Raw genomic sequence first — 25,595 nt, forward strand, 5'->3', positions numbered from 1 at the left:
CTCCCACATAAATCCCCTCGCCACAATGAACTGTCCTCGACACACAGGCATGGGCCATCACCATCGTGCTCGATGCGCGCCCAGTTCCGCCGCCGGCAAGGTCCATTGCAGCGGCGTCCCGGTGATTTTCAAGGGTACCTGCAGGCGATGGGCCGGCCCCCACGGCGTCTGCTCGACCACCAGGCCCTGATCATCCTCGGCTTCGGCCCGCAATGGGGTCGAGTCCCCAGCGCCACGTTCGATCAACAGCTTCGCGGTGCGTGCCAGTGACAAGCGTGCCGAGCCGCCGTGACCGCTTGCCAGGCGCCGGGACAATAGCACCAGGGCGCTGGCCGCCAGCAAATAGCCGGTGCCGTGATCCAGCGCTTGCACCGGCAGCGGCGTCGGTTTGTCGGTGTGTTTCCAGCCCATGCCGGCTTCGGCAATGCCGCTGCTCATCTGCACCAGGCTGTCGAAGCCGCGCCGGTTCTGCCACGGGCCGCTCCAGCCATAGGCGTTGAGGCTGACGTCGATCAGGCCCGGGGCCATTTGCCGACGCTGCTCGGCGCCGTAGCCCAGGCGCTCGAGGGCGTCGGCACGGTAGCCGTGCAGGAGGATGTCGGTGTCCTTGAGCAGTGCCTCGAATGCCGCGCGGTCTTCGGCCCGATGCAAGTCGAGGCGGGCGCAGCGTTTGCCCAGGGTGACTTCCGGCACCACGCCGGGTTCGTTCCAGGTCGGCGGGTCGATGCGCAGCACGTCGGCCCCGAGGCCGGCGAGGAAGCGGCTGGCGACGGGGCCGGCCAGCACGCGGGTCAGGTCCAGCACCTTGAGGCCCGCCAGTGGCTGGGTCACGGAGCCGAGCCAGGGTTTGCGCTGCTCTCCAGGCGTTTCACTCAGGTGCACCAGCGGCTCGGCATTGACTGCCAGGCCTTGGGGGTGGGTTTGCCAGGCCTGCCACGAACGCATCTCGGCGGCGCAACCGCCGGCGTCGACCACGGCCTGCTCCAGCTCGGCCTTGTTCCATCGGGCCACCCTGGCCGCCATGTCGGCGCGGTCGGTGCAGGTGCCGAGGACTTTTTCCGCCGCAAGGCGATGATGCGGCGCGTTGGTGTGCAGGCGAATCCAGCCGTCGGCACTGGCGTAGTCACCGGCCACCGGGTCCCACATCGGCGGCACGCTCCAGCCGATGGGGCGCAGGGAGGTGGAGAACCAGAACGACGCCAGGCGCCGGTCGACCTCAATGGGTGGCAGGCGGCCGGTTTGCTGGTGGATGAGCTCGGTGGTGGCTTGGCTGGCCACGGCGATGCTGGCGCTGGCCAGCTCCGTGACGGCGAAGGCCGAGGGCAGGGCGCCGTCGCCGGTGAAGGTGATTGGGGTCGTGGGCAAGCCGAGTGCGGTTTGCATGGACGTGAGCAGATCTGACATCGAAAGCCCTCCAGTACGAGAGGGCGATCATAGATCAAAAATCCGTTGGGGGGCGCTTTGCGGCCCAAGGGGAGCAAGCTCCCTTGCCACAAGAGCCCTGTGCCTGTTCCGGGCGCGACCAGATCCACAGATTGCCCAGGCCCATGCCGGCGAGCGCGAGGTAAACCGGCCAGCCGTGGTCGAGCAGCACCAGCATCAAGCCTGCGCAGAGCAGCATGCTGGCGGTGGCACCGACCTTGGCCCGGCGCGGGATGACCTTGCCGTTGCGCCAGTTGTGCAGCATCGGCCCGAACAGGCGATGGTTCTCCAGCCAGGCACTCAGGCGCGGCGAACTTCGGGTCGCGGCCCAGGCGGCCAACAGGATGAACTCGGTGGTCGGCAAGCCAGGCACGATGATGGCGACCAGGCCGATAGCCAGGCTGCTGTAGGCGAGCAGGGCGAAGAGCAGTTGGGTGAGTTTTGAGGGGCGATTCATCAGCGTTTTTCAGTCATGCACAATCTCTGTGGGAGCGAGCAAGCCCGCTCCCACAGGGGATAGCGGTGATTTTCAGGCCAACTCGGCCGCGTAGGCCTGTTCCAGCAGCACCGTAAATCGGTTGAACGCATCCAGTGCGCCTTTGTCCGCCTCGGCTTCCTGCTGTTCGGTAAAGGCCAGGCTGTCGAGGGTGCGGGTGAAGGATTTCCAGCCTTCGGCGCGCCCACCGGCAGGTTCTGCCAGATGCCGGGCGCCAAAGGTTTCGCTCAACCCCAGGCCCACGGCACGCTTGATCAAGAACGCGGCGCCGAGCTTGGAGCCCTCGGAGACGAACAGCCAGCCCAGGGCTTCGGCCTGGGTCGGATTGTTCACCGCGCCGGCCACTGGCACGGGGACTTCGGTGGCCAGGTCGGCAAGGTCCGCCTTGGCCGCTTTCGCCCTGCATCGGGCCGGAAGGTCGGGGATCAGGGCGGACAGTTCGGCGTCGTTGTACAGCGCCACCAGTTCCGACTGGAACAGGTACTGGGCAACGACGAAACGGGCGAAGCTGGCCGGGGTTTCGAACGGGGCGTGGGCCTTGACCAGTGCGTCGAGCTTGCTGTGGGGCTCGTGGGTGATCTGGTTCAGGCGTTGGGAGCGTGAAGTGGGGCGTTGTGTGGTCATGAACAATTCCTTCGAGTTGGAACATTGTGGCGAGGGAGCTTGCTCCCGCTCGGTTGCGCAGCGACCGCAAATTCTTGGGACTGCTGCGCAGTCCAGCGGGAGCAAGCTCCCTCGCCACAGGGCATTTGGCTTGTCGACAAAAATCTTGGTCAGATATCCCAGATCAGATTCACCGCGAAGTTACGCCCGGGCGCCGTCAGCCGATCGAGGTTGGCGGGGCTCAGCACCGCCGCTTCGCCGACGCTGTCGTAGCCGCGCACGTCGTCCCAGAGCCAGTACTTCTTGTCGGTGAGGTTGTAGAGGCCGCCGCTAACGGTGACGTCGTCGGTCACCTTGTAGAAACCGCTCAGGTCGAGGATGCCGAAGCCTGGCGTCTTGAACTGGCTGCTCACGCCATCGGGCGAGTTGAAGTTGCTGTCGTCGACGCGGTCCTTTTTCCTGACCAGGGTCCAACTGAGCAAGGTGCCGTAGCGGTCCTGGTCGTAGCCCAGGCCGAACACGCCGGTGAGCGGGTTGACGCTGTTGAGCGGTTCGCCAGTGTCGTCGTTGCGACCGTACGCGTAGGCCACCGAACCTTGGGTGTAGAGGCCCTTCGGTGCGCCAAACACGTCCAGGTCCAGGCGTCCCTTGACTTCGGCGCCCTTGATGGTGGCGTGCTTGATGTTGTTGCTCTGGAAGGTCAACTGGTCGTCACCGGGGGTGATGGCGTCCTCGTTGATGAAATCGCGGTACTTGTTGTAGAACACCGCCACGTCGAACGAACCGGAATCGAAACGACCGCGCAGGCCGGTCTCGTAGCTCTTGCTTTTTTCCGGTTCCAGATCGGGGTTGGGTTCTACGCTGTAGCCGACGTCGGGGTTGTCGAAACGACCGTACAGGGCCTTGGCGGTTGGGGTGCGGAAACCTTCAGCGTACTGGCCGTACCAGGTGTACTCATCGCTCAAGGCATAGGTCAGGCCGAACTTCGGTGAGACGCGATGCCAGGTCTTGTTCTTGCCGCTGACTGTACCGCCGCCGGTAGGGTCCACGGAGTTGAGGAATTCCTCGGTCAGGTGTGGCTTGAGCCGGGTGTAGTCGTAGCGCAGGCCCGGTGTGAAGGTCCAGCGGTCCCAACTGATCTGGTCCTGGGCGAACAGGCTGTAGGTGTTGATGGTCGGGTCCGGGAAGTCACTGACCTTTGCCAGGACGTCCCGGGTACTGATGGCGCCGACGGCGGAGCAACCCACGCCGACCGCCAGGCACACACCATTGCCGCTGCGCGAGCCGGTGACTTTCTGTTGCTTGAGGGTGGTGCCGTAAGTCAGCGCGTGATCGGTGTCGGCGACGCTGAAGGCCTTGTCCAGTTGCGCATCGAAGACCCACTGTTTCTCTTCGTAGAGGGTATCCCGGGTGCGCAGGACCTGGCGGGTGATGGGGAAGTAGAACTCGGCGGTGCTCTCATCGGTCTTGGCAACTTGGTGGTTCAGGCTCCACTTGACGTGATCGGCCAGCAGGCTGTCGAGGGCGAAGCTGTGCTCCAGGCCGAAACGCTCGCGGGTGATGGTGTCGTTGCCGGTGCGCCACTGGTACATGCCGCCGGGCAGCACAGAGACGGGGATGGCCGGTTGGCCGTTGGCGTAGGGGCCGCCATAGGCGCTTTTCAGGTCGGTGTCGCGGTCGTCCTTGTATTTCTCGTAGATGAGGCCAAGGCGTGCGTCATCGCTGTAGTTCCAGCCGAGCTTGGCCAGCACGTTGTTGGCGCGCACGTCTTCCGGGTTGGCCGCGGTGCGGTCCAGGCCGGTGCCGTTGTGGCTGCCGTAGGATTCGGTTTCATGACCGTCGCGTTGGCTGTAGTGCAACAGGCCGTCGAACTGTCCGCTGCGACCGGCCACTGTGGCGGACTTGAGCCAGCTCTCGTCGGCGGAGCTGTAGCCGGTCTTCAGGCGGGCGCCAACGTCCTGGCCCGGCTTGATGATGTCGTCCGGATCCAGAGTGAAATAGCTGACGGCACCGCCAATGGCATTGCTGCCGTACAGCACCGAGGCCGGACCGCGCAGGATTTCCACGCGCTTGATGATTTCCGGGTCGACGTAGTTGCGCTGGGTCTTGGCGTAGGGGCCGTTGAAGAAACTGCCGGGGATTTCCACGCCGTCGACCTGGGTCAGGATTCGGTTGCCGTCGATACCGCGGATGTTGTAGCCGCTGATACCGCCGCGCTGGCCCGCGCCGCCCACCGATACGCCCGGCTCATAGCGCACCAGGTCCTTGAGGGTATTGACGTTGTTGCGATCCAGTTCCTGGCGGTCGTGGACCGTGACCGTGCTCGGTACGCTGGTGATGTCCTGTTCCTGGCGGGTGGCGCTGATGGTCACCTGTTGCAACTCCAGCGCGCTGCCGGCGCTGCGTTTTTCCAGGACGATGCTGTTGTCGCCCAGTTTGCGGTAGCTCAGGTTGGTCCCCACCAACAGGCGCTCCAAGGCTTTTTCAGGTGGCAGCGAGCCGTTCACCCCTGGCGAGGCGACGCCTGCGGCCAGTTCCGCGGGCATCCCGACCTGCCAGCCGGTGACCGCGGTGAATGCATTCAGGGCCGAGACCAGTGGCTGCCGGGCGATGGCAAAGGTGTAGTCGCCCATGTTGCGTGCAGCGGGTTGCACGGTGGTGGCGGCCAGGGCGAGCGGCGCGGTGCCGGCCATCAGGATGGCGGCGGTGAGCAGTGACAGCGTGCAAGAGGGGGCAAGAAACCGGCAAGTAAGGCGAGAGGACATCAATAGCGCTCCGTGTCGCATCTGTTATAGGTGCAGATTCACATCGCTGGATGCGAATCAATTGCATTGGCTATAACGAGACGAATCAGCGGAGCCTATCGAGTAAAAATAATTCTCATTTAGTTCAGGATCACCAGCGCCGGGAACTCCTGAAGCCGCGCCGAGGTGATATGGGCCAGTGAGCGGACCACATCCAGCGGCTGATCGAGGCGGTAATTGCCGGTCACAGCGACGTTGGCCAATTGTTCGTTACTGTTGATGATCCAGCCGGGGTAATAGCGTTGCAGCTCGGCCAGTACCTGGCCCAGCGGCCGGTTTTCGAACACCAGCCGACCCTGGACCCAGGCCAGGTCCGTGTTGGCCTCGAGCCGGACCGGGCGGTCGAAGCCGTTGGGGCCGATGCGGATGCTTTCGCCGGCCGACAGCCGCACATGAGCGTCGTTGCGGGTGGCCCGCAGGTCCACGTCGCCGCGCTGCACCTGGACTTGCGCCACGCCGTCGAGGTAACGCACGGCGAATGTGGTGTTGCTGACGCTGGCCGTGACCGGGCCTGCATCGATTTCCAGCGGCAGGTTACGGTTGCCCGGGACTTCGAAAAACGCCTCGCCCTTGTACAGGCGCGCGACATGCCGTTGTTCGTTGAACGTGCTGGAGAAGGCCGAGTCGGTGTTGAGCAGGACTTTGGAGCCGTCCTCCAACTGCAGGCGCTGGCGTTCACCGACCACGGTCAGGTGGTCGGCCTGCAAGCGCAGGGGCAGGTCGCTGAAATTGAACAGGCCGAGAAACAGCACGGCGGCGGTGGCCAGGGGTTTCCAGTGGGCGCGCAGGCGCGACAGCGCGGAGACCTTGGGCGCGGCTGCAAGTCGGCGGGCACTTTCCATCACCTGCGGGCCGTTCCAGATCGCCTGGGCCCGGGCGAACGCCTCGCCGTGACGTGGATCGGCCGCCAGCCAGGCGTGGAACTGCCGCGTCTGTTCCTCGCTGGGGTTGTCCAGCAGGATCAGCCAGTCCAGCGCCTGCTCCATGGCATGGGCGGTTTCCGGCGTCGCAGTGGGCTCGGCAGAGCGGTGATTGTCCGTCACAGTGGGTTCTCGGTTTTAGCGGCACGGGCTCAAGCTACAAGCTGTATGCAGCAAGTGGCAAGCGTGTACGCAGCTTATGGCCTGAAGCGTGAGGCGGGTCACTGCTCGCCGTGGCTGCGTTCAGCCACTCCCACACAGATCGCCATGATCAGTTTCAGTTCCTTTTGCACGGTGCTCAGGGACACGCCCAGGCGTTCGGCGATTTGCTGGTAACTGTGGCCATGCAGGCGGCTGAGGATGAAGATCTGCTGCTGTCGCGAACTCAGGGCCTGGAGGCTGACGTTCAGGCGCTCAAGCAGTTGTTGGGCATGGGCGGCGTCCTCGGCACTGCTCTGGGGAGCGACGACGTTGTGGACGACCTCCGGCGGTACGTCATCGAGCAAGGTCCGCGACTGGATGCGCCGGGCACGCAGATGATCCAGCGCCAGGTTGCGGGCAGTCTGGAAAACAAAGGGCTCGAGGTGTTCGACCGTGCGTTCGCCCAGTGCGCGGGTGACGCGCAGGTAGGTTTCCTGGAGCAGGTCTTCGGCGGTACTGGGGTTGCTGACCATGCGCTCGAGGGTGCGCAGCAGCGGCGTGCGCTGGGCGAGGAAGACGTGATGAAAGCGCGATTGACTCACGGTAGGGCCCGATCCGGTTCGAGTAGATGATAATGCTTATCATCTACTTGGCAGGTCAAGCCTTCATTTCATCACGCCGAGCCCATGTGAGGAGCAAACCTTGGGGCAAACCTGTGGGAGCAAAGCTTGCTCGCGATAGCGTTCTCAAAGCCTGCACAGTTGCTGCATGTGACGGTGTCATCGCGAGCAAGCTTTGCTCCAACTGGCCTGCTCCCAAGGTTTGCTCTTACAGGCTCGCTCCACATTGGCCAGCAGTCAGTTACTCGGCGTTACACAACGCCAGGCAGTTATCCAGCATGCGGTTGGAGAAGCCCCATTCGTTGTCATACCAGGCCAGTACCTTGAGCAGCTTGCCGCTGGCCTTGGTGTGGTTGGCGTCGAAGATCGACGACAGCGGGTTGTGGTTGAAGTCACTGGAGACCAGGGGCAGGGTGTTGTAGCCAAGGATCTTCGAATGCTGGCTGGCATGACGCAGCAGTTCGTTGACTTCCTCGGCCGACGCTTCGCGCTTGAGCTGCACGGTCAGATCCACCAGGGACACGTTGATCACCGGTACGCGCACTGCCATGCCGGTCAGCTTGCCCGCCAGTTCCGGCAGCACCAGGCCCACCGCCTCGGCGGCGCCGGTCTTGCTCGGGATCATGTTCTGGGTGGCCGAGCGGGCGCGGTACGGGTCGCTGTGGTAAACGTCGGTCAGGTTCTGGTCGTTGGTGTAGGCATGGATGGTGGTCATCAGGCCGCTTTCGATGCCCAGCTCGCGGTGCAGCACCTGGGCCACCGGGGCCAGGCAGTTGGTGGTGCACGAAGCGTTGGAGATGATCTGGTGGGACTGGCGCAGGATATCGTGGTTCACGCCATACACGACGGTGGCATCGGCACCCTTGGCCGGGGCCGAGATGATCACCTTGCGGGCGCCGGCGCTGATATGCGCGGCAGCCTTGGCACGGTCGGTAAACAGGCCGGTGCATTCGAACACGACGTCGATTTTTTCAGCCGCCCAAGGCAGTTCGGCCGGATTGCGGATGGCGCTGACCGAGATGCGGTCGCCATTGACCGTCAGGCTTTCGTGGTCGTGCTGCACATCGGCATCGAACGTGCCGTGGACCGTGTCGAACTTGAGCAGATGGGCATTGATTGCACTGTCACCCAGGTCGTTGATGGCGACGATCTGCAGGTCGCGACGATAGCCTTGGGTATACAGTGCACGGAGGACGTTGCGGCCGATGCGGCCAAAACCATTAATTGCGATTCGAAGAGTCATTAACTGCGCCGCCGTCGATTTGTTGTTGGAATTACAAGATTATTCGCATAAAAATAGAAAACAAGCCTTTTTAGTGGCAATATTTTGTTTTATCTACAACGAGTGACCTGAATCAACTGGTCCGAATGGTCAAGAAACCGTCTGTCGCCTCGCTTTTTACACAGCGTGCAGCGGGCTTTTGATCAGCATAGACAATCAGGTCGCCACACCCGTTAGCCTGGAGTTCTACACATGCATCCCCGCGTTCTTGAGGTCACCGAACGGCTTATCGCCCGCAGCCGCGCCACGCGTCAGGCTTACCTTGCATTGATCCACGGTGCAGCCAGCGACGGTCCGATGCGCGGCAAGCTGCAGTGCGCCAACTTCGCTCACGGCGTGGCTGGTTGCGGCACCGAGGACAAGCACCACCTGCGGATGATGAACGCCGCCAACATCGCCATCGTGTCGTCCTATAACGACATGCTCTCGGCCCACCAGCCCTACGAAACCTTCCCGGAGCAGATCAAGAAAGCCCTGCGCGAGATCGGCTCGGTCGGCCAGTTCGCCGGTGGCACGCCCGCGATGTGCGACGGCGTGACCCAGGGCGAGGCGGGGATGGAACTGAGCCTGCCGAGCCGTGAAGTGATTGCGCTCTCCACGGCGGTGGCGCTGTCCCACAACATGTTTGACGGCGCACTGATGCTCGGCATCTGCGACAAGATCGTCCCGGGCCTGATGATGGGCGCGCTGCGCTTTGGTCACTTGCCGACGATCTTCGTGCCAGGCGGGCCAATGGTCTCAGGCATTTCCAACAAGGAAAAAGCCGACGTGCGCCAGCGTTACGCCGAAGGCAAGGCCACCCGCGAAGAGCTGCTGGAGTCGGAGATGAAGTCCTACCACAGCCCTGGCACCTGCACCTTCTACGGCACCGCCAATACCAACCAGTTGTTGATGGAAGTGATGGGCCTGCACTTGCCGGGCGCCTCGTTCGTCAACCCGAACACGCCGCTACGCGATGCCCTGACCCGTGAAGCGGCGTTCCAGGTCACGCGCATGACCAAGCAAAGCGGCAGCTTCATGCCCATCGGCGAAATCGTCGACGAACGCTCGCTGGTCAACTCCATCGTCGCGCTGCATGCCACTGGCGGCTCCACCAACCACACCCTGCACATGCCGGCCATCGCCATGGCGGCGGGTATCCAGCTGACCTGGCAGGACATGGCCGACCTCTCCGAGGTGGTGCCGACCCTGAGCCACGTCTACCCGAACGGCAAGGCCGACATCAACCACTTCCAGGCGGCGGGCGGCATGTCGTTCCTGATCCGTGAATTGCTGGAAGCCGGTTTGCTCCACGAAAACGTCAACACCGTGCTCGGTCACGGCCTGAGCCGCTACACCCAGGAACCGTTCCTCGAGGACGGCGAGCTGGTGTGGCGCGACGGCCCGATCGAAAGCCTCGACGAAAACATCCTGCGCCCGGTGGCCCGTGCGTTCTCGTCTGAAGGCGGCCTGCGGGTGATGGAAGGCAACCTGGGCCGTGGGGTGATGAAGGTCTCGGCCGTGGCCCTGGAAAACCAGATTGTCGAAGCACCGGCCATGGTCTTCCAGGACCAACAGGACCTGGCGGATGCGTTCAAGGCCGGTCTGCTGGAAAAGGATTTTGTCGCGGTGATGCGCTTCCAGGGCCCGCGCTCCAACGGCATGCCGGAGCTGCACAAGATGACGCCGTTCCTCGGCGTATTGCAGGACCGTGGCTTCAAAGTGGCGCTGGTGACCGACGGGCGCATGTCTGGTGCGTCGGGGAAAATCCCGGCGGCCATTCATGTCAGCCCCGAAGCTTATGTCGGCGGTGCGTTGGCCCGGGTGCAAGAGGGCGATATCATCCGTGTCGATGGCGTCAAAGGCACCTTGGAGCTGAAGGTGGACGCCGAGGAATTCGCCGCGCGCGAGCCTGCCAAAGGCCTGTTGGGCAACAACATTGGCACCGGTCGCGAGCTGTTCGGTTTCATGCGCATGGCCTTCAGCTCGGCGGAGCAGGGCGCCAGCGCCTTCACTTCTGCCCTGGAGACGCTTAATTGAAATTGGCTTTGGTCGGTGACATCGGTGGGACCAACGCACGCTTCGCGCTGTGGAAAAACCACACCCTGGAAAACATCCAGGTGTTGGCAACGGCGGATTACGCCTGCCCGGAGGATGCCATCCAGGTGTACCTGAACGGCATGGGCCTGAAACCGGGCGCGATCGGTTCGGTGTGCCTGTCGGTGGCCGGTCCGGTGAGCGGCGATGAGTTTCGCTTTACCAACAATCACTGGCGCCTGAGCAACCTGGCGTTCTGCCAGACCTTGCAAGTGGAGAAGCTGTTGCTGGTCAACGACTTCTCGGCCATGGCCCTGGGCATGACCCGTTTGCGTCCCGATGAATACCGGGTCGTGTGCGAAGGCACCCCGGAGCCGTTGCGCCCGGCAGTGGTGATCGGCCCGGGCACCGGGCTGGGCGTCGGTACGCTGCTGGATCTGGGCGAAGGTCGTTTCGCGGCGTTGCCGGGGGAGGGCGGCCATGTCGACCTGCCCATGAGCAGCCCGCGGGAAACCCAGCTGTGGCAGCACATCTACAACGAAATCGGCCACGTCAGCGCCGAAACCGCCCTGAGTGGCAGCGGTTTGCCTCGGGTGTACCGGGCCATTTGCGCGGTGGACGGCCATGTGCCGGTGCTCGACACCCCCGAATCCATCACCGCCGCCGGCCTGGCCGGCGACCCCATTGCCCTGGAAGTGCTCGAGCAGTTCTGCCGCTGGCTGGGGCGCGTGGCCGGCAACAATGTGTTGACGCTGGGCGGGCGTGGTGGTGTCTACATCGTCGGGGGTGTGGTCCCAAGGTTTGCCGATTTCTTCCTCGAAAGCGGTTTCGCTCGCTGCTTCGCCGACAAGGGCTGCATGAGCGATTACTTCAAGGGCATTCCGGTCTGGCTGGTGACCGCGCCGTACTCGGGCCTGATGGGCGCGGGTGTGGCGTTGGAGCAATCCGCCGCAGCTTAAAGTTGAAATGTGGCCTCTTGTGGGAGCGGGCTTGCTCGCGAAGGCGGTGTGTCAGACAACAAAAAAGTTGAATGACACACCGCCTTCGCGAGCAAGCCCGCTCCCACAGGGGGGTTGCAGTGTGTTTGTAGAACCCGTCCATCAGGCATAATCGCCCCCATCCAAACAACAAGGACGAGGCCCGTGAGTTCAGTGAACAAATCGATTTTGTTGGTCGACGACGACCAGGAGATTCGCGAACTGCTGGACACCTACCTCAGCCGTGCGGGTTTCCAGGTGCGGACCACACCCGACGGCGCCGGGTTTCGCCAGGCGCTGAACGATGCACCGAGCGACCTGGTGATCCTTGATGTGATGCTGCCTGATGAGGACGGCTTCAGCCTTTGCCGCTGGGTTCGCCAGCACCCGCGCCAGGCCCATGTGCCGATCATCATGCTCACCGCCAGTTCCGACGAGGCTGACCGGGTCATTGGTCTTGAACTGGGCGCCGATGATTACCTGGGCAAACCTTTCAGCCCACGTGAATTGCAGGCGCGCATCAAGGCGCTGCTGCGTCGGGCGCAATTCGGCCAGGAACGCACCGGGGGTGAAGTGCTGGCCTTCGATGAGTGGCGGCTGGACATGGTCAGCCATCGGCTGTTTCACACCGACGGTGAAGAAGTGATTCTCTCCGGTGCCGATTTCGCCCTGCTCAAGTTGTTTCTCGATCATCCCCAGGAAATCCTCGACCGCGACACCATCGGCAATGCGACCCGCGGTCGTGAGCTGATGCCCCTGGACCGAATCGTTGACATGGCGGTCAGTCGCTTGCGCCAGCGCCTGCGTGACACCGACAAGCCGCCGCGGCTGATTCGCACGGTGCGCGGCAGCGGTTATCAACTGGCGGCCAGTGTGGTTGCCAGCAATGGTCATTGACTGGATCAAAAAAATCGCCCGACGGGTACCGGTACCGCGCTCGTTGCTGGGCCGGATGCTGCTGCTGACCTTGCTGGTGGTGCTGTTCGCCCAGACCCTGTCCAGCCTGATCTGGGTCTCGCAACTGCGCGCCACCCAGCTCGAAGGCCTGGTCACCAGTGCCCGCAGCCTGGCCCATTCGATGACCGCCAGCGTCAGCTATTTGCGTTCGCTGCCAGTGGCGTACCGGCCATTGGTGCTGGACCAGTTGCGTAGCATGGGTGGTACGCGGTTTGTCGTTACCCTCAACGACAAGCCCCTGGGCATGGATGTGCTGCCGATCACCCCGCGCAAACTGGCGGTGCTCAAGGCGGTGGACGATGTGCTGCGCCGTTCATTGGGCAGTAACGCCGACATCTCGGTGAATTTTGTCAGCCCCGACGACCTGCGAATTTTCAACGCCGGGCTCAAGCTCGATGAACTGCCCCGTTCGTGGGCTCACTACGCCTTGACCCTGGAACCGGTGAACCCGCCGGTACTGGTTACGCAAATCCAGATGGCGCCGGGGGAGTGGCTGTACATCGCCTCGCTGTTGCCCGAACCCTACACCAGCCTCGAAGAGCAAGACCTGCCCACGCAACAGGTCGGTTTCATCGTGCTCACCAGCAGCTTGCTGTTGCTGTTCATCGGCTTGCTGGTGCACTGGCAGAGCCGGCCGCTCAAGCGTTTGGCCCGGGCCGCGCGGGACATGTCCCTGGGCGCCGAGGTGGAGCCGGTGGCCGAGGGCGGCGGCAGTGAAGTGGTGGAGGTGGGGCGCGCGTTCAATGCCATGCGCGAACGCATCAGCCGTTACCTGACGGAACGCAGCCAGTTGTTCAGCGCGATTTCCCATGACTTGCGCACACCGATCACCCGATTGCGGCTGCGGGTCGAGCTGCTGGAAGACGAGAACCTGCAGGCCAAGTTCGGTCGTGACCTGGATGAGCTGGAACTGCTGGTCAAAGGCGCGCTGCAATGCGTCAAGGACACCGACATCCACGAAAATATCGAGCCGGTGGACCTCAACCATGTGCTCGATTGCCTGGTCGAACCTTACCTGGCGCCCAACGGCAACGGCCGGGTGACTCAGGATGGCCGGGCGCTGGCGCCGTATCCCGGCAAGCCGCTGGCCCTCAAGCGCTGCATCGGCAACCTGATCGACAACGCCTTGAAATACGGACAGAACGCCCACCTGCACATCGATGACGATGAAACCGCCTTCATCCTGCACGTCGACGACGAAGGCCCCGGCGTGCCGGAACAGCGCCTGGAGCAAGTCTTCGAACCGCACTTCCGCCTCGCCGGGCAACAGCAGGGTTATGGCCTGGGCCTGGGCATTGCCCGCAACATCGCCCACAGCCATGGCGGCGAAGTGAGCTTGCAGAACCTGCGTGAAGGCGGGTTGCGGGTGACGTTGCAGTTGCCTCGCAGTGTGGAGTAGCCGGACCGCGTTATCGTTCTTCGCGAGCAGGCTCGCTCCCACAGTGGACTTCATGGAATACAGATCTCCTTGTGGGAGCGAGCTTGCTCGCGATGGCGCCAGTAGCCTCACCCCATCTCCCAGGTAAATGTCACAACTCGGTGACATAACTCGCCCCTTTCGTTACGTGCCCCTCGCCATCCCTTGTTTAGACTCCCTGCGTCAAAACAACAAAAAAGGTACCACCCAATGGACACCTTCCAACCGGCCTTCAGCAGTTGGCTGAACGCCCCTGCCCACCAGCAATGGCTTGCCGACGAAGGCTTGCGGTTGCTGGCGTTCGCCAAGGCGTCGAAGCTGGCGGACGGCTTTGGCAACCTGGACGAGCGCGGCCACCTGCCGGCCGATGCCCGGGCCGAGACCATGAACACCGCGCGCATGACCCACAGCTTCGCCATGGCCCACATCCAGGGCCTGCCGGGTTTCGCCGAGCTGGTAGACCACGGCGTCCAGGCGCTGAGCGGCCCCTTGCGCGACGCCGAGTACGGTGGCTGGTTTGCCACGACGCGGCCTGATGAAGACGGCGCGGGCAAGGCGGCCTACCTGCATGCATTCGTTGCCCTGGCGGCCAGTTCCGCGGTGGTGGCCCAGCGTCCCGGCGCCCAGGCGTTGCTGGACGAAGCGGTGCGGATCATCGATGAGCATTTCTGGAGCGAAGAAGAGGGGGCGCTGCGCGAATCCTTCAACCGCGACTGGAGCGAGGAGGAGGCCTATCGTGGCGCCAACAGCAACATGCACGCCACCGAAGCCTTTCTCGCCCTGGCCGATGCCACCGACGACCCACGCTGGCTGGCCCGCGCCCTGCACATCGTCGAACGGGTGATCCACGGCCATGCCGCCGCCAACGACTACCTGGTGGTGGAGCATTTCGATCGCCACTGGCAGCCGCTGCGCGAATACAACCAGGACAATCCTGCCGATGGTTTCCGTCCCTACGGCACCACCCCTGGCCACGGTTTCGAATGGGCGCGACTGCTGCTGCACCTTGAAGCGGCACGCGTCCAGATCGGCATGCTGACCCCGGGTTGGCTGGCCCAGGACGCGCAAAAACTCTTCGACCAGAACTGCCGTCACGGCTGGGACGTCGATGGTGCGCCGGGCATTGTCTATACCCTGGATTGGGACAACCGCGCCGTGGTTCGCCATCGCCTGCACTGGGTCCACGCTGAAGCGGCGGCCGCTGCCAGCGCCTTGCTCAAGCGCACCGACGAGGCGAAGTACGAAGCCTGGTACCGGCGATTCTGGGAGTTCTGTGACAAACATTTCATCGACCGCTGCAACGGCAGCTGGCATCACGAACTCGATCCGCAAAATTGCCCCAGCGCCGATATCTGGCCGGGCAAGCCGGACCTGTATCACGCCTGGCAGGCGGTCTTGATTCCGCGACTGCCCCTGGCACCAAGCATGGCGTCAGCCCTGGCGCGGTTATCCAGCGCATCGCCTGTGTAACCATGTCGTGACATTTGCACGTCCCTTCGTTACCTGCGAAGGGATTCCCTCTGATTAGAATCCATGCAGCGCAAGCACCAGACTTGCATGCATAACAACAAGAAAGGTAATTCTAGATGAATGCGATTTCTCGCCTCGCTACTGTCATTTCTCTTGCTTCCTTGCTTCCCGTCGCAGCATTCCCTGTCACTACCCTTGCCGCCGAATCGAAAGGTTCCGTGGAAGTCGTTCACTGGTGGACGTCGGGTGGCGAAAAAGCCGCGGTCGATGTGCTCAAGGCCCAGGTAGAAAAAGACGGCTTTACCTGGAAGGACGGCGCTGTCGCCGGTGGTGGCGGTTCCACTGCCATGACCGTGCTCAAGAGCCGTGCCGTGGCCGGCAACCCACCTGGCGTCGCCCAGATCAAGGGCCCGGACATCCAGGAATGGGCGTCCACCGGGCTGCTCGACAGCGACGTCCTGAAAGACGTGGCCAAGGCCGAGAAGTGGGACAGCCTGCTCGACAAGAAAGTCTCCGATACCGTGAAGTACGAAGGTGACTACGTCGCCGTGCCGGTGAACATCCACCGCGTCAACTGGCTGTGGATCAACCCGGAAGTCTTCAAGAAAGCCGGCATCACCAAGAACCCGACCACCCTCGAAGAATTCTACGCGGCCGGTGACAAGCTCAAGGCCGCGGGCTTTATTGCGCTCGCCCACGGTGGCCAGCCTTGGCAGGACAGCACCGTATTCGAAGCCGTGGTGCTCTCGGTCATGGGCGCTGATGGCTACAAGAAAGCCCTGGTCGACCTGGACAACAAGGCGCTGACTGGCCCTGAAATGGTCAAGGCGCTGACCGAGCTGAAGAAAGTCGCGACCTACATGGACGCCGACGGCAAGGGCCAGGACTGGAACCTGGAAGCAGCCAAGGTCATCAACGGCAAGGCCGGCATGCAGATCATGGGTGACTGGGCCAAGAGCGAGTGGACCGCGGCGAAGAAAGTCGCCGGCAAGGACTACGAGTGCGTCGCCTTCCCGGGCACCGACAAGGCCTTCACCTACAACATCGACTCCCTGGCGGTGTTCAAGCAGAAGGACGCAGGCACTGCGGCTGGCCAGCAGGACATCGCCAAGGTCGTGTTGGGCGAGAACTTCCAGAAAGTCTTCAGCATCAACAAGGGCTCGATCCCGGTTCGTAACGACATGCTCGGCGACATGGCCAAGTACGGTTTCGATTCCTGTGCCCAGACCGCTGCCAAGGACTTCCTGACGGACGCCAAGTCCGGCGGCCTGCAGCCAAGCATGGCGCACAACATGGCGACCACGCTGGCCGTACAGGGTGCGTTCTTCGATGTGGTGACCAACTACATCAACGACCCGAAAGCCGACCCTGCCGATGCTGCCAAGAAACTGGGCGCAGCGGTTCAGTCAGCCAAGTAATTAGCACCGCTTCCTTTGTGGGAGCGAGCCTGTGGGAGCAAAGCTTGCTCGCGATGCACGATAACGCGGTCATTGGAAAGACCGAGGTGCCTTCATCGCGAGCAAGCTCAGCTCCCACACAAGCCCGCTCCCACACAGGGAATGTTCTGTAGTCTTTTTCTCTTGTACTGGATCTTCCCATGAGTTCTGTTGCTGTGTTCAGCAAGGCCTCGCCGTTCGATGCATTGCAGCGCTGGCTCCCGAAACTGGTGCTGGCGCCGAGCATGTTCATCGTCCTGGTGGGCTTCTATGGCTATATCTTGTGGACGTTCGTTCTGTCGTTCACCACCTCGACGTTCCTGCCGAACTACAAATGGGCAGGCCTGGCGCAGTATGCGCGGCTGATGGACAACGACCGCTGGTGGGTGGCGAGCAAGAACCTGGCACTGTTCGGCGGTTTGTTCATCGGCATCACCCTGGTGATCGGCGTGTTGCTGGCGGTGTTCCTCGACCAGCGCATTCGTCGCGAAGGTTTCATCCGCACCATTTACCTGTACCCGATGGCGCTCTCGATGATCGTCACCGGTACGGCCTGGAAATGGCTGCTCAACCCGGGCATGGGCCTGGACAAATTGTTGCGTGACTGGGGGTGGGAAGGCTTCCGCCTGGATTGGCTGATCGACCCGGATCGCGTGGTGTACTGCCTGGTGATCGCCGCGGTTTGGCAGGCCTCGGGCTTCATCATGGCGATGTTCCTGGCCGGCCTGCGGGGTGTCGATCAATCGATCATTCGTGCCGCGCAGATCGATGGCGCAAGCATGCCGCGCATCTACTGGAAAGTGGTGCTGCCGAGCCTGCGCCCGGTGTTCTTCAGCGCCGTGATGATCCTGGCGCACATCGCGATCAAGAGCTTCGACCTGGTGGCGGCGATGACTGCCGGTGGCCCCGGTTACTCCTCCGACCTGCCAGCCATGTTCATGTATTCCTTCACGTTCAGTCGCGGTCAGATGGGCATGGGCTCGGCCAGTGCAATCCTGATGCTCGGTGCGATTCTCGCAATCATCGTGCCTTACCTGTACTCCGAGCTGAGGACCAAGCGTCATGACTAGTCTCGCTGCCAAACCTTCCATCAGCCTGAGTCGCATCGCCATCTACGCGGTGCTGATCCTCGCCGTACTGCTTTACCTGGTGCCGTTGGTGGTCATGCTGTTGACCAGCTTCAAGACGCCGGAAGACATCAGCACCGGCAACCTGCTGAGCTGGCCGACCGTGGTCAGTGGTATCGGCTGGGTCAAGGCCTGGGCCACCGTCGACGGCTACTTCTGGAACTCGATCAAGATCACCGTCCCGGCGGTGCTGATCTCTACCGCCATCGGTGCCTTGAACGGCTACGTGTTGTCGATGTGGCGTTTTCGCGGTTCGCAGTTGTTCTTCGGCCTGTTGCTGTTCGGTTGCTTCCTGCCGTTCCAGACCGTCCTGCTGCCGGCCTCGTTCACCCTCGGCAAGATGGGCCTGGCCAGTACCACCACGGGCCTGGTGTTCGTGCACGTGGTCTACGGCCTGGCATTCACCACGCTGTTCTTCCGCAACTACTACGTCAGCATTCCCGATGCACTGGTGAAGGCGGCGCGACTGGACGGTGCGGGGTTCTTCACCATCTTCCGGCGGATCATCCTGCCGATGTCCACCCCGATCATCATGGTCTGCCTGATCTGGCAGTTCACCCAGATCTGGAACGACTTCCTGTTCGGCGTGGTGTTTTCCAGCGGTGATTCGCAGCCCATCACGGTGGCGCTGAACAACTTGGTCAACACCAGTACCGGGGCCAAGGAATACAACGTGGACATGGCGGCGGCGATGATCGCCGGGCTGCCGACCCTGCTGGTCTATGTGGTCGCAGGCAAGTATTTCGTGCGCGGTCTGACGGCCGGCGCAGTCAAGGGGTAATCATGGCAACGCTTGAACTTCGCAACGTAAACAAGACCTATGGTGCCGGCCTGCCGGACACCCTGAAGAACATCGAGTTGTCGATCAAGGACGGTGAGTTCCTGATCCTCGTCGGGCCTTCGGGCTGCGGCAAGTCGACGCTGATGAACTGCATCGCCGGCCTCGAGACCATCACCGGCGGCGCAATCATGATCGGCGATCAGGACGTCAGCGGCATGAGCCCGAAGGATCGCGACATCGCCATGGTGTTCCAGTCCTACGCGCTGTACCCGACCATGAGCGTGCGCGAGAACATCGAGTTCGGCCTGAAAATCCGCAAGATGAAACAGTCGGACATCGACGAAGAGGTCACCCGCGTGGCCAAGCTGCTGCAGATCGAGCACTTGCTCAACCGCAAGCCCGGCCAGCTTTCCGGCGGCCAGCAACAGCGCGTGGCCATGGGCCGGGCGCTGGCGCGGCGGCCGAAGATCTACCTGTTCGACGAACCGCTGTCCAACCTCGACGCCAAGCTGCGGGTCGAGATGCGTACCGAAATGAAACTGATGCACCAGCGCCTGAAGACCACCACGGTCTACGTGACCCACGACCAGATCGAAGCCATGACCCTGGGCGACAAAGTGGCGGTGATGAAGGACGGGATCATCCAGCAGTTCGGCACGCCGAAAGACATCTACACCAACCCGGCCAATCTGTTCGTGGCGAGCTTCATCGGTTCGCCACCGATGAACTTCATCCCGTTGCGCCTGCAACGCAAGGACGGTCGCCTGCTGGCGCTGCTCGACAGCGGCCAGGCCCGTTGCGAACTGCCGATGGGCATGCAGGACGCCGGCCTGGAGGACCGCGAAGTGATCCTGGGCATGCGCCCGGAGCAGATCATGCTGGCCGGCAGCGAGCCCAATGGCTTGCCGACCATTCGCGCCGAAGTCCAGGTCACCGAGCCCACCGGGCCGGACACCCTGGTGTTCGTCAACCTCAACGACACCAAGGTCTGCTGCCGCCTGGCGCCGGACGTGGCGCCGCAAGTCGGGGAGACCCTGACGCTGCAATTCGATCCATCGAAAGTGCTGCTGTTCGACGCCAAGTCCGGCGAACGCCTGGGCGTGGCCGGCCAGCCGCAAGCCGATGCCCGATCGGCGAACGTGGCGCAGTTCAAAGGTCGATGAAGAACAAATGTGGGAGCAGGCCTGCTTCCACAGGAAGGAGTATGCGGTGGATGGGGACATCCGCCGCAATCGTTGTAAACCGCGTTAGATAAAAACAGTTAATAACAATAAAGACGAGGATGTAGGGATGAAGAAGAAAAATAACGCCCAGCTTATCTGCCAGTTGTCAGCCGTTGCGGCGATGATGCTGGCCGGTAGCGCACACGCTGCCGACGCGTTCAGCGCCGATTCGCAGTGGATGACGGGTGACTGGGGTGGCGAACGGACCAAGCTGATCGAGCAAGGTATCGATATCAAGGCTGACTTCGTCGGCGAGATGGGCGCCAACCTCCACGGCGGCTACAACGATGACAAGACCGCGCGCTGGTCCCAGCAGTTTGGCCTGGGGGTCGCGCTCGACCTGGAAAAACTGGCGGGCTGGGGTGATACGGAAGCCAAGATCCAGTTCACCCGGCGTGACGGTCGCAACATCTCCAACGACCGTATCGGTGATCCACGTGCTGGTACCCTCAGTTCCTCCCAGGAAGTCTGGGGCCGTGGGCAAACCACGCGTCTGACCCAGTTGTGGATCAAGCAGAAGTACTTCGACAGCAAACTGGATGTCAAAGCCGGTTATTTCGGTGAGGGCGAAGACTTCAACACCTTCCCGTGCGAGTTCCAGAACCTGGCGTTCTGCGGTTCGCAAGCGGGTAACTGGGCGACCGGCATCTGGTACAACTGGCCGATCATGCAGGCGGCGATTCGCGTCAAATACAACCTCACGCCTGAGCTCTATGCGCAAATCGGCGCCTACAACCAGAACCCTTCGCAACTGGAAAACAACAACCGCTACAAGCTCAGCGGCAGCGGTACCAAGGGTACCCTTATTCCGGTCGAGTTGGTCTGGTCCCCCAAGATCAATAACCTGCCGGGTGAATACCGTGTCGGTTACTACAAAAGTACGGCCAAGGCTGATGACGTCCGTGAGGACGAGGATGGCAACGACGCCGCGACCACCGGCAACGCCTATCGCAGCCACAGCAGCAAGGACGGCTACTGGCTCGTCGTGCAACAACAGCTCACCAGCCACAACGGTGATGCTTCGCGCGGCCTGAACATCGCGGCCAATGCGACTTTCCATGACAAGGAAACCAACGTCGTCGACAACTACCAGTCGTTGATGTTCGTGTACAAGGGGCCGTTCGATGCACGTCCAAAAGACGATGTCGGGATCGGTTTCTCGCGTATCCATGTCAACGAAGACGTGAAGAAAAACGCCGAGTTGGTCAACGCCGCCAATGGCGTCAGCGACTACGATGATCCGCTGTTCTCGCCGCTGCGCAGCACTGAGTACAACTACGAGATCAACTACGGTTTCCACGTGACCAACTGGCTGACCGTGCGTCCGAACCTGCAATACATCACTCATCCAGGTGGTGTGGATGAAGTCGACAACGCGCTGGTGGCCGGCCTGAAAATTCAGTCGGTGTTCTAACGCTGTTGCGATAAGCTCCTCTCTATGTGCGCATATTTGCGGACGGCCAAGGCTGTCCGCTTTTTTTTGCAAGGTGGCTGGCACAGAACCTGTGGCGAGGGGATTTATCCCCGCTGGGCCGCGCAGCGGCCCTAAAACAGGCGCCTAGGTGTTTCAGTCACTGCTTTGGGACTGCTTCGCAGTCCAGCGGGGATAAATCCCCTCGCCACAATCAGTGTCGCAGACAGATCGGTAACTCAGTGATTTCCAGGACCGCGGCCCATGCATGAGCATCCGCTACAACGCTTTTTCAGATCCTTGCGCGAACGCCCGGTGTTCGCGTGGGAGCGCTATCGGCAGCGCGATGTGTTGGTGATCGATCACCCGTTGTGTCAGGCGGTGTTCAGTCGCCAGGGCGCACAGTTGCTGCATTTTCAGCCCAAAGGCCAGAAACCCTGGTTGTGGTGCGCGTCCAAGTGGCCGCAAGTGGGGGCGATACGCGGCGGGGTGCCGGTGTGCTGGCCGTGGTATGGCCGCCATCCCAGCGAAAACGCCTGGCCGTCCCACGGCTGGGCGCGGTTGATCGACTGGAAACTGCTCGACAGCCGCAGTGATGACGACGGTGTGCATTTGCACTGGCAACTGCAGTTGTGCGACTGGCAAGTGGACCTGCATGCGGACCTGGGTGAACGCATGGAATTGCGCTTGAGCACCGAGCACCAGGACAGTCTGCCATGCCAGTTGAGCCAGGCCTTGCACGCCTATTGGCGTATCGGTGACGTCGGTGAGGTAGCGCTGTCTGGTCTCGAAGGCGCCCAGGGCTATGACCAGTTGAGCCGTGCTGTTTGCCAGCAGGAAGGCGAGTTGCGGGTCGAGGGTGGCTGCCAGCGGGTGTTCCAGCATGAGGGGGAGTTGCAGCTCAAGGACCACGCCTGGCAGCGCGAATTGTGCATCGACACCGGCGACAGCGCCGACACCGTGGTCTGGCATCCCGGCGCACGGCCGTTGCTGGGGGTGAGTTGGGATGAGGTCAGCGAATTCGTCTGCGTCGAAGCGGCCAGTGGCGGCACCGACAGCTTGTGCCTGGCGCCGGGGGAGCGGGCGCATTTGAGTTTGCAGGCGCGAGTGGGGGCTTGATTCAGGTTAGTGGGTGAGACTAATGGTCCCTTCGCGAGCAAGCTCGCTCCCACAGGGGTTTTGTGAACACCAAAGATCCAGTGTGGGAGCGAGCTTGCTCGCGATGACGGCTTATCAGGCAATAAAGCAATCAGGCTCGGTCAGTTGAACTCATCCCCTACCGGATATCGGCTGGCGTTCAAGCTTTCCTTGATCTTGCGCAGATGCGGCTGGAAGTCCACGCCCCGACGCAGGGTCATGCCGGTGGCGAGCACGTCCAGTACGGTGAGCTGGATGATCCGTGAGGTCATCGGCATATAGATATCAGTGTCTTCGGGCAGGGGAATGTTCAGGCTCAGGGTACTGGCCTTGGCCAATGGCGAGCCTTCGGCGGTCAGGCCCAGCACCGACGCGCCGTTTTCCCGGGCGATGCGCGCCACTTCCACCAGCTCGCGGGTACGACCGGTGTAGGAAATGATCACGAACAGCTCGCCCGTATGGGCCACCGACGCGATCATGCGCTGCATCAGTACGTCGGCGTGGGCGGTCACCGCCAGGTTGAAGCGGAAAAACTTGTGCTGGGCATCCAGCGCCACCGGGGCGGAGGCGCCGAGGCCGAAGAAGTGGATTTGCCGGGCCTGGATCAGCAGGTCCACGGCGCGGCTGATCAAATTGGGATCAAGGGCCTGGCAGGCGCTGTCCAATGAGGCAATGGCACTGCCAAAGATTTTCCGGGTGTAGGCTTCCGGGTTGTCGTCGGCCTCCACCGCACGGCTCACATAAGCAGCGCCGCTGGCCAGGCTTTGGGCCAGTTGCAGCTTGAGTTCCGGGTAACCGCTGACGCCAAACGAGCGGCAGAAACGGTTGACGGTCGGTTCACTGACCGAAGCCGCCTGGGCGAGGGCGGCGATGCTGAAGCGGGTCGCCTGCTGCGGGTTGAGCAGGATGATCTCGGCCACCTTGCGTTCGGCCTTGTTCAGGTCTTCAAGGCGACTCTGGATCTGTTCCAGTAAATTTCGCACGCGGTCCATACAAGATTCCTAGGAAGACGGGTCTTTGATACGACCCTTTGCGGTGGCCTATCCTACTGATGGCTCCGACGGACCACCACTCGGAATCGGTATTTTCGAAAAATGTTGTGGTTATTACTACATTTTTCCTTGAGTGATACCTTGAAAAAAGGTATTTGTAGTTTAACTTGATAAAAGAACAAACATCATGCCTTCGATTACGGTTGAACCGTGCACCTTTGCCTTGTTCGGCGCGTTGGGCGATCTGGCCTTGCGCAAGCTCTTTCCTGCCCTGTATCAGCTCGATGGCGCCCAGTTGTTGCACGAGGACACGCGAATCATTGCGCTGGCCCGTGAACCCGGCAGCGAGCAGCAGCACCTGGCATTCATCACCGCCGAACTGCGGCGCTACGTCGGTGAAAAAGACCTGGACGAAGGCGTACTCGAGCGCTTCCTGGCACGATTGACCTACCTGCACGTGGATTTCCTCAAGACCGACGATTACGTCGCCTTGGCCGAAGCGGCCGGCTCGACCCAACAGGTCATTGCCTATTTCGCCACCCCTGCGGCGGTGTATGGGGCGATCTGCGAGAACCTGGCGAAGGTCGGTTTGAGCGAAAACACCCGTGTCGTGCTGGAGAAGCCCATCGGCTCGGACCTGGAGTCTTCGCGCAAGGTCAACGACGCCGTGGCGCAGTTCTTCCCGGAAAACCGTACCTATCGCATCGACCATTACCTGGGCAAAGAGACGGTCCAGAACCTGATCGCACTGCGGTTTGCCAACAGCCTGTTCGAAACCCAGTGGAACCAGAACTACATTTCCCACGTGGAAATCACCGTGGCCGAGAAGGTCGGTATCGAAGGCCGCTGGGGCTATTTCGACAAGGCCGGCCAACTGCGGGACATGATCCAGAACCACCTGCTGCAGCTGCTGTGCCTGATCGCCATGGACCCACCGGCCGACTTGTCCGCCGACAGCATCCGTGACGAGAAGGTCAAGGTGCTCAAGGCCCTGGCGCCGATCAGCCCGGAAGGCCTGACCACCCAGGTGGTGCGCGGCCAGTACATCGCCGGCCACAGCGAGGGCAAGGCAGTGCCTGGCTACCTCGAAGAACCCAACTCCAACACCCAGAGCGACACCGAGACGTTCGTTGCCCTGCGCGCCGACATCCGCAACTGGCGTTGGGCCGGGGTGCCGTTTTACCTGCGTACCGGCAAGCGCATGCCGCAGAAGTTGTCGCAGATCGTCATCCACTTCAAGGAACCGTCCCACTACATCTTCGCGCCCGAGCAGCGCTTGCAGATCAGCAACAAGCTGATCATCCGCCTGCAACCGGACGAAGGGATTTCCTTGCGAGTGATGACCAAGGAGCAGGGCCTGGACAAGGGCATGCAATTGCGCAGCGGTCCGTTGCAACTCAACTTCTCCGACACCTATCGCAGCGCACGGATTCCCGATGCCTACGAACGGTTGTTGCTGGAAGTCATGAACGGCAATCAGAACCTGTTTGTCCGTAAAGATGAAATTGAAGCCGCGTGGACGTGGTGTGACCAGTTGATCGCCGGGTGGAAAAAATCCGGTGATGCGCCCAAGCCGTATGCGGCTGGGTCCTGGGGGCCGATGAGCTCCATTGCACTGATCACGCGGGATGGGAGGTCATGGTATGGCGATATCTGAATTGAAACTGCCGCAGGGCGTTAGCGCCCATGAATTCAAGAACCCGGTGGTGCTTGCCGAGGGCCTGGCGCTGAACGTGGCCGAGCAGTTGCGCAATGCAATCGAGGCACGCGGTGCGGCGACCCTGGTGGTTTCCGGTGGCCGCAGCCCGGTGGCGTTTTTCCAGCACCTGGCCAAGCAGGCGCTGGACTGGTCCAAAGTGGTGGTCAGCCTGGCCGACGAGCGCTGGGTACCGGTTGAACACGCCGACAGCAACGCCGGCCTGCTCAAGCGTTACCTGCTGCAAGGCGCGGCAGCCAAGGCCCAGTTCCTGAGCCTTTACAGCGCCAGTGCCAACCTGGAAGCGGCTGCCGAGCAGGCCGATCGTCTGTTGGCCGAGTTGCCGCCGATCGATGTGCTGATATTGGGCATGGGCGATGACGGGCACACCGCCTCGCTGTTCCCTGGCAGCCCGAACCTGGCCCAGGCCCTGGACGCCAATGGCACACGTCGCTGCTGGCCGATGCTGGCGCCGACCGTGCCGCACCAGCGCTTGACCATGAGCCGCGCCTTGCTGGCTTCGGCGCAACACAAAGTGCTGTCGATTTCCGGTCAGTCGAAATTGACCACCTTGAACGCTGCGGTGGCGGGTGACGATGTCGCCGAAATGCCGATCCGCGCGTTTTTGCAACCTACGTTAGAGATTTACTGGTGCCCATGAACCAAG

At 62.1% G+C, this 25,595-nt stretch carries 21 protein-coding genes; 13 read left to right on the top strand and 8 right to left on the bottom strand.

Features of this window, described 5'->3' with window-relative positions; all coding sequences use genetic code 11:
- Nucleotides 1–57: 57 nt before the first annotated feature.
- From HU749_RS07570 to gap, 7 genes are all read right to left on the bottom strand, one after another.
- Nucleotides 58–1,404, bottom strand: coding sequence for a CoA transferase (locus HU749_RS07570; protein WP_095963616.1), 1,347 nt, complete (start codon nucleotides 1,402–1,404; stop codon nucleotides 58–60).
- Nucleotides 1,405–1,438: 34 nt separating this feature from the next.
- Nucleotides 1,439–1,879, bottom strand: coding sequence for a YbaN family protein (locus tag HU749_RS07575; protein ID WP_079303693.1), 441 nt, complete (start codon nucleotides 1,877–1,879; stop codon nucleotides 1,439–1,441).
- Nucleotides 1,880–1,951: 72 nt separating this feature from the next.
- A complete protein-coding gene (locus HU749_RS07580) occupies nucleotides 1,952–2,542 on the bottom strand; it encodes a biliverdin-producing heme oxygenase (protein ID WP_186651930.1) in 591 nt (196 codons plus the stop codon).
- 149 nt (nucleotides 2,543–2,691) lie between these two features.
- A complete protein-coding gene (locus HU749_RS07585; RefSeq protein WP_186651928.1) occupies nucleotides 2,692–5,286 on the bottom strand; it encodes a TonB-dependent receptor in 2,595 nt (864 codons plus the stop codon).
- 119 nt (nucleotides 5,287–5,405) lie between these two features.
- Nucleotides 5,406–6,368 (bottom strand): FecR family protein, encoded by a 963-nt coding sequence (locus HU749_RS07590; RefSeq protein WP_095963613.1) that lies wholly within the window; start codon nucleotides 6,366–6,368, stop codon nucleotides 5,406–5,408.
- 98 nt (nucleotides 6,369–6,466) lie between these two features.
- Nucleotides 6,467–6,988, bottom strand: a complete 522-nt coding sequence (locus HU749_RS07595) for an RNA polymerase sigma factor (RefSeq protein WP_003198520.1) — start codon at nucleotides 6,986–6,988, stop codon at nucleotides 6,467–6,469.
- A gap of 259 nt (nucleotides 6,989–7,247) precedes the next feature.
- Nucleotides 7,248–8,249, bottom strand: coding sequence for a type I glyceraldehyde-3-phosphate dehydrogenase (gene gap / locus HU749_RS07600; RefSeq protein WP_003184623.1), 1,002 nt, complete (start codon nucleotides 8,247–8,249; stop codon nucleotides 7,248–7,250).
- A 231-nt stretch (nucleotides 8,250–8,480) separates the two neighbouring features.
- Between gap and edd the strand changes: the two genes are divergently transcribed.
- The 11 genes from edd to HU749_RS07655 all read left to right on the top strand — a co-directional run bounded on the left by edd (nucleotide 8,481) and on the right by HU749_RS07655 (nucleotide 22,222).
- On the top strand, nucleotides 8,481–10,307 hold the full coding sequence (gene edd / locus HU749_RS07605; protein ID WP_046065415.1) for a phosphogluconate dehydratase: 1,827 nt from the start codon (nucleotides 8,481–8,483) through the stop codon (nucleotides 10,305–10,307).
- Nucleotides 10,304–11,263, top strand: coding sequence for a glucokinase (locus HU749_RS07610; protein WP_186651927.1), 960 nt, complete (start codon nucleotides 10,304–10,306; stop codon nucleotides 11,261–11,263). The genes edd and HU749_RS07610 overlap by 4 nt, the downstream gene beginning before the upstream one ends.
- A gap of 183 nt (nucleotides 11,264–11,446) precedes the next feature.
- Nucleotides 11,447–12,178 (top strand): response regulator, encoded by a 732-nt coding sequence (locus HU749_RS07615; RefSeq protein ID WP_095963335.1) that lies wholly within the window; start codon nucleotides 11,447–11,449, stop codon nucleotides 12,176–12,178.
- Nucleotides 12,168–13,637: an ATP-binding protein gene (locus tag HU749_RS07620; protein WP_018611031.1), complete on the top strand. Its 1,470-nt coding sequence runs from the start codon at nucleotides 12,168–12,170 to the stop codon at nucleotides 13,635–13,637. The genes HU749_RS07615 and HU749_RS07620 overlap by 11 nt, the downstream gene beginning before the upstream one ends.
- 228 nt (nucleotides 13,638–13,865) lie before the next feature.
- Complete coding sequence (locus tag HU749_RS07625; RefSeq protein WP_079303704.1) at nucleotides 13,866–15,125, top strand: D-mannose isomerase; 1,260 nt, start codon at nucleotides 13,866–13,868, stop codon at nucleotides 15,123–15,125.
- Between the two features lie 116 nt (nucleotides 15,126–15,241).
- Complete coding sequence (locus HU749_RS07630) at nucleotides 15,242–16,543, top strand: ABC transporter substrate-binding protein (RefSeq protein WP_057448916.1); 1,302 nt, start codon at nucleotides 15,242–15,244, stop codon at nucleotides 16,541–16,543.
- 179 nt (nucleotides 16,544–16,722) lie between these two features.
- On the top strand, nucleotides 16,723–17,631 hold the full coding sequence (locus tag HU749_RS07635) for a carbohydrate ABC transporter permease (protein ID WP_003198535.1): 909 nt from the start codon (nucleotides 16,723–16,725) through the stop codon (nucleotides 17,629–17,631).
- Nucleotides 17,624–18,469, top strand: coding sequence for a carbohydrate ABC transporter permease (locus tag HU749_RS07640; protein WP_003198539.1), 846 nt, complete (start codon nucleotides 17,624–17,626; stop codon nucleotides 18,467–18,469). The genes HU749_RS07635 and HU749_RS07640 overlap by 8 nt, the downstream gene beginning before the upstream one ends.
- Nucleotides 18,470–18,471: 2 nt before the next feature.
- On the top strand, nucleotides 18,472–19,632 hold the full coding sequence (locus HU749_RS07645) for an ABC transporter ATP-binding protein (protein ID WP_014336918.1): 1,161 nt from the start codon (nucleotides 18,472–18,474) through the stop codon (nucleotides 19,630–19,632).
- A gap of 127 nt (nucleotides 19,633–19,759) precedes the next feature.
- The gene (locus tag HU749_RS07650) at nucleotides 19,760–21,106 is read left to right on the top strand and encodes a carbohydrate porin (RefSeq protein WP_046065411.1); all 1,347 of its coding nucleotides are present in this window, start codon (nucleotides 19,760–19,762) and stop codon (nucleotides 21,104–21,106) included.
- Nucleotides 21,107–21,367: 261 nt separating this feature from the next.
- Nucleotides 21,368–22,222 (top strand): D-hexose-6-phosphate mutarotase, encoded by an 855-nt coding sequence (locus HU749_RS07655; RefSeq protein WP_014336920.1) that lies wholly within the window; start codon nucleotides 21,368–21,370, stop codon nucleotides 22,220–22,222.
- A gap of 140 nt (nucleotides 22,223–22,362) precedes the next feature.
- On the opposite strand, the gene HU749_RS07660 is transcribed toward HU749_RS07655, so the two are convergent.
- Entirely contained in the window at nucleotides 22,363–23,223 is an 861-nt protein-coding gene (locus HU749_RS07660) for a MurR/RpiR family transcriptional regulator (protein ID WP_170842276.1), read from the bottom strand.
- A gap of 196 nt (nucleotides 23,224–23,419) precedes the next feature.
- On the opposite strand from HU749_RS07660, the gene zwf reads away from it, so the two are divergent.
- Both zwf and pgl read left to right on the top strand, forming a co-directional pair.
- Nucleotides 23,420–24,889: a glucose-6-phosphate dehydrogenase gene (zwf, locus tag HU749_RS07665; protein ID WP_046065410.1), complete on the top strand. Its 1,470-nt coding sequence runs from the start codon at nucleotides 23,420–23,422 to the stop codon at nucleotides 24,887–24,889.
- Complete coding sequence (gene pgl / locus HU749_RS07670; RefSeq protein WP_186651926.1) at nucleotides 24,876–25,589, top strand: 6-phosphogluconolactonase; 714 nt, start codon at nucleotides 24,876–24,878, stop codon at nucleotides 25,587–25,589. The genes zwf and pgl overlap by 14 nt, the downstream gene beginning before the upstream one ends.
- Nucleotides 25,590–25,595: the final 6 nt, after the last annotated feature.

The organism is Pseudomonas ogarae (assembly GCF_014268695.2).
In the GTDB taxonomy this organism is placed as follows: Bacteria; Pseudomonadota; Gammaproteobacteria; order Pseudomonadales; family Pseudomonadaceae; genus Aquipseudomonas; species Aquipseudomonas kilonensis.